Here is a 6300-nt window from a genome sequence, read left to right as displayed (position 1 = left end):
GTCAAACTGACCTTCAACAATGAATACCGTCTTGCATTCTTTCAGCGCCTCAGCGTTGTAGACTCTCACCTGGCCAATAGGGAATCTGTAGCGGTCATGTTTCTCAATCGGATTAATTGCTCTCTGAACGTAATAGCCGTCCTGACCGTAAGGAATAATAATGCTGTTGGTCAGTGCTGAGTAGCCTAAATTGAAAATCTCTGCTGTTGTCTGAGTGATTCCCCGCTTCTGAAGATAGTCAGTCTGATTCAAGCTAGCATGCCAGGCTTCTAATTGGGCTCTGATATTGCTGTCATTGCTGGTCTGAGTTTGAGCTGGCTCTGGTTCTGGTTCGGGTAATGGCGGTTCTGGCAAGTTATTTGCCGGGTCGCCAATAAGGGTATATCCGTAATGGTCAGCTATCTCTATTGCTACAGCGTTGAAGTTGTAGACTGGCTTTTCCTTGCCAGCACTATTCTTCCTGGTCTCTGTCACGCCGTCATTAATCAGCGCCCAACAGTCAAACAGGTCATAACTGGCCTGGCAACTGAAGCAATGAACATATTGCGGGTGGTTCTGATCTACACACATGCTAGGATGCTTGTCGGGGTGGTTCGGATTGACACAGCTAAAGAAGCCTTTAGAGTCCATGCTGACCACGCTGGCAATGTATTCCGGTAAAGAGATCAAGCTCTTTAAATCTGCTGGTTTAACTAAGTTGTTCATGCTAGATACCTCGTTTAGAAAACAAGCCAGTAAGAAGTCTCTGCTCTCCCTGGCTGTTTCATCTTTTTTCAATTTTCAAGCAAGGCCAGCGTCAAGCTGTGCCGTTGCTTTTAATACTATTAAACTATTAACAAGTGAAACTTTTTTAAAAAATACGCTTACTCCTTACTGGCTCAAGGCCTAAAGGCACTTGCCCAAATTTCACAATGCGGCCATAATTACCTACATTTGCGGCCATAATTACCTACATTTGCGGCCATAATTACCTACATACGAATTAGAAAAAATATAGTTTTAGTCCTCACGAACATTATTTTTTCGCAAACGTTTTCGCTTTTTTCTGGTCAATTCTGCTATGTCAACCTGTCCCCAATCAGTGACATTCAAAGTGACTTTAGACAGATCTTTCGCCTTCAGTCCCTTTAGCGGCTGGCTAGGTCTAACGACAATGCCAGTGACGGCCTCAAGCTCTTCAATAGCCTTAGCCAGGGGGGCTATGATTTGGCGCTGTAAGTGTCTACTAGTTCCTTGTGCATTCTCTACCGGGTCGGGGAGTGTAGGCAAGGCCTTCAGCGTGTCTTCTAAGCCCAATCTGTCAACCCTGTCAGCACGCCAGCGTGCATTAATGTTTGCGTTGTGCATGATCTTCAAGGCCAGGTAGTAGGCTGTCCCTTTTAGCTTCAGTAACGATAACGGAAAATATTCTGTAGATGATTCTTCTGACAGAAACGTTTCAGCCATGTTAGGAGTTAACCACATTGTCAGCTGTCCCTTGCTGTAGCTACCAGCCGCAAAAAGGTTTACAGCGTCTATGCTGTCTTTATTGCTGGTAACAAAAGTACAGCGGACTAGCGGTGTAATTAGGTCTCTGAGCTGTTTTCTGAGCGCTGTAGCCTGGCTTCTGCTGTATCCTAGCGCCTCTGAGATCTCTTTGAAGGTAAGCTGTATTCTGAAGTTGCTTGCTCTGTCAGCCTGGCTATACCAGCTGGCAATTAGTAGATGTTGAACCTTGCTGAAGGTCTCATTAATTACCATTTTTCCGGGCTCAGCCTCTACTGGTATAGCTAACTGAACGCCGCTCTTATATGCCGTGTAGAAGGCCATTCTGAAGCCCTCTGAATTGCCGGATTCATCGGCTATATAATTCTCTTCACGCTTGACAGAGCCAGCCTGTAAGGCCTTCTGGTTGACTCTGAGTCTGTCAATGGCGTTTCTGTTTGAGTTGTACGGCTCAGCCATTAGAGAAGTCTTTTCACTATTGTTCATAGCGGGTCTCCCCGCTACTCAATGAGATCTACTGACATTTCAATACCATTCAGCCCGTCCTTAATGGTCTTGTTCAATGCCAGCAATTCTTGAAGCTTCAGCACTTCAGCGTACTTGTAAGCCCGGTTCTTAATAACGTCTTCCTTGTTGATAGCATTCAAGTGATAAGCGTTGTTGAAGTCAGCTTCAGCAATGCGTACTACCTTTTCAATCTCACGCTCACGCTCTTCTAAGCTCATCATTATTCTTGTTCTCCCTTCAATGACTCACCTTGTTTAATCGCCGCCATAATGCGTTTTTTATGGCCTTCTGACAATGGTTGTAGTAACAGCTGGCTGAGATAGCTGGCTGAAACATTCATCAAAGTAGCTACCTCATATTGCTTCAAGCCAGAAGCTTTAATAGCCGCTCTAACATCGCTGTTTTGTCTAATCACGGTTGTTACCGCCTTTCTTTTGAAATTTTGGCAACAAAAAACAGGCCAGTAGGGTGTTAGCCTGGCCTGTCTTAAACATGGTTAGAGTCATAGAAGTATAGTGTTTGTCTACAAAATGTTAGGTTTTTACAACATAATGTTAGAAGAAAACTACTATATATACTTTAGAAGTGATACGTTACCCTTGACAAGGTGCTACTTTTAAACGTATCATAATTCCGTAAAGACAAATACAACAACTCTACAACTCTAACCGTGTTAAGCTTTACCAGAGCTAAACACAGCCCGCCTCTAGTATTGCCAGTACTAAAGGCTTTTTTTGTTACCTATTATTATTTTTACCATTGTTGCCGCTGTAGTGCAATACCGCAAACATGCCGCTAGGGTGTCAGTATAGTACCAGTAGGCAACTAGCCAGATAAAAAAATAAGAGCGAACCCGTGAAGCAATACTCGGTCTCGCTCTTTTTTGATATCTAGCTTTTTGCTAAAGAATTAAAGAGCGCAACAAAAAAGTTGATACCTTTCAGCAGTTAGTTGCATTCCCCAAATCCGTTTAGCACATCTTAGAATAGCACAATATACAGTGCTTGTAAATATAATAATCAGAATCTTTTCCGCTATCTTGTGTTTACACTGTCAATGTCGTGTAAACCTAAGAGTCAGAAATATCATCGATAATTAAGCCGTTGCCAGTAGGAACGATGTTATCGGGGCTAATCCCCTCATCTAACACGGCTTCCTTCAGACTGTCTAACAGGTTGTTTAATTGCGTTGCTTGGTCTCCCTGGTCTTCCTTAATGGCCTTCAGCTGAGCCTCAGCCAGGTCAGCCTGTAATTTGGCCAGCCTTGCCTTCTGACTCATCAAATCGGCTTCAGCCGGGCTTAACGGCTTGTCTGAGTAGCGTTCTCTGTAGTTGTTTTTGAGCCAAAAGAAAAGGGCTTGCCTATCGCCATTAAGAGCAAGCTCATACAGTGCATTCTCAGCCCTAGCCCTGGCAATATTCTTGCCGCCTCTAATGGCCTTCTTCAGCTTAGGAGACTTCTTCAACCATACGTACAGAGTCTTCTCAGCAATGCCTATTCTTTGAGCTATTTCAACGTTAGTCAGCCCGTGTAATTTCCAATTTTTGACTAACTCTAAATGATCTGAATCAGTCCATTCTTTGTAAGTCATGCGTGCAAAATCTCTTTCTACTGTAATTATAGTGTAGATCTAGTGTCATTGTAAAGCCGCTACAGTCAATGCTGACAAGTGTCTAGCCTATGTATAGTTCCTGTCAATCAATTACAGGTATACCACTTACAACTTTACATAATGTGTCTTATTGGAACTAACCTTCTATCCTTGCACTTACGGGCTTCTTTATCGCCCAATTTCGTAAACCAGGATTCACAAACCCGTATAGGTTTTAAATCGCTGATCTGACAGACCCAATAAGGAATTTCACAAAGTCAGATAACGGCTATACCACTCTTAATAATTCCTGGTGATTCTAGACCATAAGCCAGCCCGCCGGGCTTTATCTAGATCAGCTTTAGCCTTCTGAGCGTCCTCTTCTGCTCTCTGAGCGTCCTTCAGCACCTTGTCGGTTAGTTGTCCTAGCTTGTCATTTTCAGCGCTCAGTCGGTCATTTTCGGCCTTCAGTGTTGTCTTCTCCTGGTCAACCTGGCCAATAAGGAGCTGAGTCTTTGCGTGGTCTAGCTGTAACTGGCTGTTCTGACTCCTGAGCTTGTCAGCCTCTACTTGAAGTTGAACCAGCTGAGACTGTAGCCAGGTTGTCAATCTCTGCTGTTCTGACAGCTGATTCTTCAAGTCAGCTATCTCTTCAGCCTGCTCTTTTGCTACTACCTTCTTACTTCTCAGCGTTGCTTTCTTAGACAGAGCGGCCTTGATCTCTTGAATCGTTTCCGGGCTATACAGTGAATAGTGCTTGTCATTGTAGCCGTCCGCTTTAATGTGTTCAGTTTTCAGCACGTTGTAAATGTTCTGTCTGTTGGTCTTCAGCATTTTAGCTATTTGACCAACTGACAGCATGCCAGCGCTATTTTCCATTGTCAGCCCTCCTCTTGTCAATCTTGACTATATTATACACGATTGACCGCTGAAGCGGCTGACCTTACTGACCATTAGAAGGCCTGGCCAGGAAAGAAAAAGTCCGAATCAGTCCGGAATTTTTTTGCCACATAAGTTTTTTCAAGGCTTTCGCCGCCGGATTTTTTTGTAAAAAGTAAGGTTTTAACAGGTTCTGACACGCCCAAAAACGAATTAAATGTCTGCTCTTCCCCGTTGCCCGCTCCCCTTGCTGTCTGTATGCCAAATTTAAGCCATGGGGGGTATTTAGCCGGGTTTATGGCCAAATCTACCAGGCCAGGCTCAGAACGGCTCTATGAGCTTCTGAGAGCGTCTGAAGGCAAAACAAAAGCCAGCCATTCCTGGCCAGCTTCTTTAGCTCTATTTATCTTGATTCTTCTCTGTTACCCGGCCTGTTTCCGGGTCTACCGTGTATTCAATTCTAGCCGCCTCAACTGGCTTGCCTACTTGTTTTGTGTGATACAGCATTTTGAAGTTGTTGGCTATCGCCGCTTCCTTCTCAGTGCATGCCTGGTAACTGTTAAACATGGCGTTGTACTTGAAGAAGATATGACCGCCTGTCTTGCCAGTTCGATTCTTCAGAATGACCATTTCAACCCGTCTAGGGACTTCCTGTTTCCGCTGGTCAAACTTCTCTTTGTTCAATTCAACATGGCCGTTTTTCTGAACTGTAATGTACTCCTCACGATGAGCAAATTCCAAACCTAACATAACATCGGCTGAGTATTCGATTTCCCCGGATTCCTTGAAGGATTCAAAACTTACGTCTTGCCAGTAAGAAGCCCGGTTCAATGATGAGATGACCAAGACAGGAACTTCAGCCTGTTTAGTCAGCTCTGAGAGAACACTCACGCTGTCTGTCACCTTGGCCTTGTCTGTCACGTTGTCCTGCTCAGCTTGCAAGATCTGAAGATAGTCAACGACTACAAGCGGCTTCTTTTCGTCCGGGTGGTTGCCAAGCCAGCTATTGACCAGGTCTTTTACCTGACTTGCCTTAACCCTGTTGTCATAGATGTGTAAGAAGCGCTGGTAACGGCTGAAGGCTTTAAACAGGCCGTCAAACTCTTCTTTGTCCTCAGCATTGTTTAACCATGCTCCCCGGCTGACTTGTAGCTGAGTCCATTTATGGCCGTTAGAGAGACAGCTAGCCCGGCTTAAAAGCTTGTCCGTCACTTCTCTCTTGCTAGATTCCATGCTGAAGAAGAAAACATGTCTCCCCTGTTTAGCCAGGTTGTCAGCAATATTCAAGGCGAAAGTCGTTTTCCCTAATGAACTGACAGCACCTAAAACATAGAGTTTAGGCTGAAGCCCGCCGTCAAGCTCATCATCTAAATTCTTGAAGCCAGTAGGGATATTATCCGGGTAGTCATGGCGGTTTTTGATGTCAGCATAGTACTTGTCAAGCCAGTTGTCGGGCTGGTTGATGACATGCTGAAGCTTCTGTCTGAAGCCCTCTCTATCCTTTACCAGAAACTCGTTAGCGTCCTTATAATCGCCGTTAACCGGGTTGACATAGCAAGTAAAGCCATGCGCTTCTAAGTCCCTCTGAAGGGCTCTATTCGCCTTCTGGCCTGCTCTGTCGTTGTCCATACTGAGAATGATAGTCGGGTTAATTGTTGGGTCTTGCTCTTTGAACTTTTGTAAGGTCTTGACAATAAGCCGGGTCTGACTGGTTGAAGTTGCTACAGCTCCTACACCGGATTCTTGCATGATTGACAGAGCGTCAAACTGACCTTCAACAATGAATACCGTCTTGCATTCTTTCAGCGCCTCAGCGTTGTAGACTCTCACCTGGCCAA

At 44.7% G+C, this 6300-nt stretch carries 7 protein-coding genes; all 7 read right to left on the bottom strand.

Annotated features, from left to right (window positions below; translation table 11 throughout):
• The coding region (locus QP860_RS10165) for a CHC2 zinc finger domain-containing protein (RefSeq protein WP_284912743.1) at positions 1 to 705 on the bottom strand (705 nt) is incomplete at its 3' end.
• A 294-nt stretch (positions 706 to 999) separates the two neighbouring features.
• On the bottom strand, positions 1000 to 1971 hold the full coding sequence (locus QP860_RS10160; RefSeq protein ID WP_012477816.1) for a hypothetical protein: 972 nt from the start codon (positions 1969 to 1971) through the stop codon (positions 1000 to 1002).
• Positions 1972 to 1985: 14 nt separating this feature from the next.
• Positions 1986 to 2213 carry a hypothetical protein gene (locus QP860_RS10155; protein WP_012477815.1) on the bottom strand — a complete coding sequence of 76 codons (228 nt, stop codon included), beginning with the start codon at positions 2211 to 2213 and terminating at the stop codon, positions 1986 to 1988.
• Complete coding sequence (locus tag QP860_RS10150; RefSeq protein WP_012477814.1) at positions 2213 to 2407, bottom strand: hypothetical protein; 195 nt, start codon at positions 2405 to 2407, stop codon at positions 2213 to 2215. The genes QP860_RS10155 and QP860_RS10150 overlap by 1 nt, the downstream gene beginning before the upstream one ends.
• Positions 2408 to 3061: 654 nt before the next feature.
• Positions 3062 to 3583, bottom strand: a complete 522-nt coding sequence (locus QP860_RS10145; RefSeq protein WP_012477813.1) for a hypothetical protein — start codon at positions 3581 to 3583, stop codon at positions 3062 to 3064.
• 300 nt (positions 3584 to 3883) lie between these two features.
• The gene (locus tag QP860_RS10140) at positions 3884 to 4462 is read right to left on the bottom strand and encodes a hypothetical protein (RefSeq protein WP_012477812.1); all 579 of its coding nucleotides are present in this window, start codon (positions 4460 to 4462) and stop codon (positions 3884 to 3886) included.
• Between the two features lie 399 nt (positions 4463 to 4861).
• Positions 4862 to 6300 (bottom strand): bifunctional DNA primase/helicase (locus tag QP860_RS10135; protein WP_284912740.1); only part of this gene is annotated, 1439 nt, incomplete at its 5' end.

This window comes from Aerococcus sp. UMB1112A, from assembly GCF_030230715.1.
GTDB lineage: Bacteria > Bacillota > Bacilli > Lactobacillales > Aerococcaceae > Aerococcus.
Note: the sequence above shows the minus strand (reverse complement) of the source record. Positions and strands in the feature narration are given on the sequence as shown.

Bases quoted from the DNA above. Each gene is read 5' to 3' on its own strand.
- QP860_RS10160 (WP_012477816.1), bottom strand. From the start codon at position 1,971: ATGAACAATAGTGAAAAGACTTCTCTAATGGCTGAGCCGTACAACTCA.
- QP860_RS10155 (WP_012477815.1), bottom strand. From the start codon at position 2,213: ATGATGAGCTTAGAAGAGCGTGAGCGTGAGATTGAAAAGGTAGTACGC.
- QP860_RS10145 (WP_012477813.1), bottom strand. From the start codon at position 3,583: ATGACTTACAAAGAATGGACTGATTCAGATCATTTAGAGTTAGTCAAA.
- QP860_RS10140 (WP_012477812.1), bottom strand. From the start codon at position 4,462: ATGGAAAATAGCGCTGGCATGCTGTCAGTTGGTCAAATAGCTAAAATG.